Source organism: Phaeobacter sp. S60, from assembly GCF_000826845.1.
GTDB classification, from domain to species: domain Bacteria; phylum Pseudomonadota; class Alphaproteobacteria; order Rhodobacterales; family Rhodobacteraceae; genus Phaeobacter; species Phaeobacter piscinae.
Genome location: NZ_JSWJ01000047.1, coordinates 1 through 3,382, shown reverse-complemented (window position 1 = coordinate 3,382; position 3,382 = coordinate 1). Strand labels below are relative to the sequence as shown.

At 60.2% G+C, this 3,382-nt stretch carries 2 protein-coding genes and 1 pseudogene; 2 read left to right on the top strand and 1 reads right to left on the bottom strand.

The genetic code is table 11. The annotated features are described in order from the left end of the window. Positions 1-24 precede the first annotated feature (24 nt). Positions 25-776: pseudogene (locus OO25_RS22065) on the top strand (TniB family NTP-binding protein). An 83-nt stretch (positions 777-859) separates the two neighbouring features. Beyond that, entirely contained in the window at positions 860-1,651 is a 792-nt protein-coding gene (locus OO25_RS22060) for a TniQ family protein (RefSeq protein ID WP_040183014.1), read from the top strand. A 10-nt stretch (positions 1,652-1,661) separates the two neighbouring features. Here the strand turns inward: OO25_RS22060 and OO25_RS22055 are convergent, their stop codons facing one another. Then, a complete protein-coding gene (locus OO25_RS22055) occupies positions 1,662-3,200 on the bottom strand; it encodes an ISL3 family transposase (protein ID WP_079921066.1) in 1,539 nt (512 codons plus the stop codon). Between the last annotated feature and the right edge of the window lie 182 nt (positions 3,201-3,382).

Sequence of the window (3,382 nt, the reverse complement as noted above, 5' to 3'; positions counted from 1 at the left end):
GGGTTAACGTGACAACACCCCCTCATTCAATCGGATATCTGGATCGGCTTTCCGCGGGCCGAACAGGTGTTGGACCGCTTGCAGGTTATGATCGAAGCGCCACGGCAAACCCGTATGCCTCGCTTCTTGTGCATGGTGCCTCCGGGATCGGCAAGACGATGATCGCCCGAAACCTGTCGCGCAAATACGCACCAGAATACGATCCAGCGTCAGGCATCACCCGCACACCGCTGCTGCTGTTGCAAGCGCCGCCCGCACCAGACGAACGGCGGTTCTACCTGCACATCTTGGCCGCCGTCGGCGCCCCGGCGACGGCACTGAGCGCCCGCGCGCAAAATGTGGCTTCCCTCGAGGTCCGCGTCATCGCGCTCCTGCGCGACCTTGGCCTTCGGATGATCATGATCGACGAGGTTCACAACCTCTTGGCCGGGACCCACCGCGAACAGCGCCGCTTTCTCAATGTTCTGCGGTATCTTAGCAATGAACTCGAGGTGTCGCTGGTCTGCCTCGGGGTCAGCGAGGCCGTTGATGCCATCCGTGGTGATATCCAGCTTGCCAGGCGGCTGGACGAACATCACCTGCCAAACTGGCGCGACGATGCCGAGTTCTCGGACATGATCCAGACACTCATCGCGGCAATGCCCCTCGAGAAGAAATCCAATCTGAAGGTCAAGTCATTTAAGCAGATACTTGCGCTAACCGGTGGGGTGACCTCGCGCATCTTCGCCCTGATCAAGGATCTTTCCATTTACGCCATCGTCACAGGTGATGAATGAATTACTGATGACGCGATCGCAAAATGGACGCCGGTTTGGTCGCGCCATGCGAACGCCTATCGGCGACTCGAGAAGTCCGGGGTGTGAAGCCGCACACGCTGCCGAAAACTGTCGCGCCGCTGCCAGACGAGTTGTTGTCAGGTTGGTTATCTCGGCTGGCGGCGGCCAACTACTGCGATGACGCGGAACTGTTGGCTCATATCAAAATTGATACCGCGCATGGCACCGCCTTGGACTTCAGTGTCGACGCGGCCACGGCGGAGAGGATTGCCAACGCCGCACGAGTCGACCCAGATGTTGTGCGATCGTTGACCTTTCCGGCAATGACCCCACGAGAAGCCTCGCTGACGGCTCAGATGCCATTCCAGCATTGCGTGCAATGCTCCAGAGAGGGTCTTTCGCTCAGGCATTGGAGGCGGGCCTGGGCATTTGACTGCCAAGTTTGCGGGACGAGACTTGTGCAGACCCTTGGCAAACCCTGTGAGGAACAAATATCCGGAAAACTGATATTCCGAGCGCGCCGCGGGGCAGGGATGCTTGAGTGCGCCGCGCGATCGCGCGGCCCCAAGCAACTTCGGCGCGAAATGCGCGCAGTCATCTTTGCCATGTCACTCAAAACCTTCCGCGGGGATCCGTCGTTCGCTGTCCAGAACCCCAGATCGGAAGTTAGGCTGTTCTGCCTCGCCGCAATCGCCGCCGCTCGATCTCAGCCCTTGGCTAAGACAGCCATCGTCAGCAAAAGCATCGACGACTATGCAAGGGTTGCTCTCTTGCGCGCCTTCGAGAAGGAGCCTCGATTGCTTGCCGCGGTTGATCACATCGCGCAAAGGCGCGCGAAAAGCGCCGGCCCCATGACAGCCGCATCTCACAATTAAGGGCTCTGCCTCAATCTGTGTGGCAGAACGGTAGCATTCTCGCCCGCAACAATTCTGGACCAGCCCGGCCGTACATGGCGCGTTTGAGGGTTTTCAGGCGGTTGATCTGACCTTCCGCCTGGCCGTTGCTCCAAGGCATCTCGATTGCGTTTTTGACCGCATCGAAGTCCCGGTTCAAGGTGCGGGCGAAGCGCATGATGGGCGCCAGGTTGGTTTCGATCGCGTCGTCGATCCATGCAGGGAGCGGGTCTGCTTGGCGGCCACGCATGATACCGTTGAACCGCATGGCGAGGCTGCGCATCGTTGCGAAGGCGGGAGAGCCGGTCTTGAGCGTGTCGACTTTCCGCGCCTGATCCGGGGTGAACTTTCCGCGCGGCTTGATGCACAGCGCGGCCGCGATGACCGGGGAGATCGCGTGCCCAGTTTCCGGGTCTCGGACTGGCTTAAGGATTTCGTGCTCTACCTTGGGGTCGCTCGCTTGCTGTTCGGCTCTGCGCCAACCCGCCAGCAGCCGCTGCAAATGCGACTGACTCCCCTCGTAACCACGCTCTTGGATCATATGGAACAGGGCGCTGCCAGTTCGAATGCCCTCCTTCCAGCTTTGGCTCAGGAACTCTTCAAAGTACCACGGCGAAGTTGGTTTCAAAGCGGCCCGCCTGCGGTCCGGTGGTGTTTCGAACTGCAGCCATTTCGCGATGCTACGACGCGGGAACCCTGTTCGTCGCCCGATCTCGCTGCAGGAAAGCCCTTGATTTCGGAGTGCATGAATGGTGGCGAAAATCTCTTCCCGAGACGTCCTGTGCGCAAGGCGTGACTTCAGAAGGTTGCCGGCGGCGGTGATGTTGTCGGCGTCGGACAGCAGCGCCCTGCCGGTCGCACGGCCATGAAGGTTCATTTGCTCCTCTATGGCCTGCCGCAGGTTTTGTACGATATGGAACCGGTCAGCGACTTGCTTCGCCTGCGGTGCCCCTTGCCGTGCGGCCTGGGCGTAAAGACCGCAGCGATCTCTACTGATCACTTCCACCTCGGGATGTCGCTTCAGCCAGTTGGTGCAGGTGACGACATCTCGATCCTCGAGAACATCGATGACCACGCGCCGCTCCAGATCGACAATGATCGTGCCGTAGGTCTGCGACTTCCGCCAGCTCCAGTCGTCGATCCCGATGACTGTCGGCGGCGCGGCGGTGTCTTGAGCACGCTTCTTCAACTGCCTGAGCACTGTGTCATCGCTGATCCCAAGGCCCAAACGGTGCAAGAGCCGCTCGGCCGGCCGCCCGCCGGTCGCATGCCCAAGATGGCTGACAATCCCCCCGACACGCGAGGTGCGCCGCGCATAAGGACGCGCAATCGAGGCGATCTGGTCCGAGAACGTCCGACGTGGGCAAGCGGGCGTCAAACATTGCCAACGGCAAACCCAGAGAGCCACCGTAACCCCGTCTCCATGGGCGGGGTAATCCTGCAGCCGCCGACGCCGCCATCCGTGACGTCGGCGTGAATGCAATCCACAGTCCGGGCAAATGCCGTTTGGTGTCAGACTGCCCGATACAATCCACCCGCCGGAATCACTTCGCTCGACGCTTTGAACCGAAACTTCGCCCCCGGGCGACCAATGGTGCTTCGAACTCACAATTATCCCTCCTGAATTTTCCAGTTTCAGGATAGTTGCGCCACACAAAGTGAGGCAGAGCCCTTAAATCTGAGACGCGACGCGGGGACCGTTTAAAACTGTGG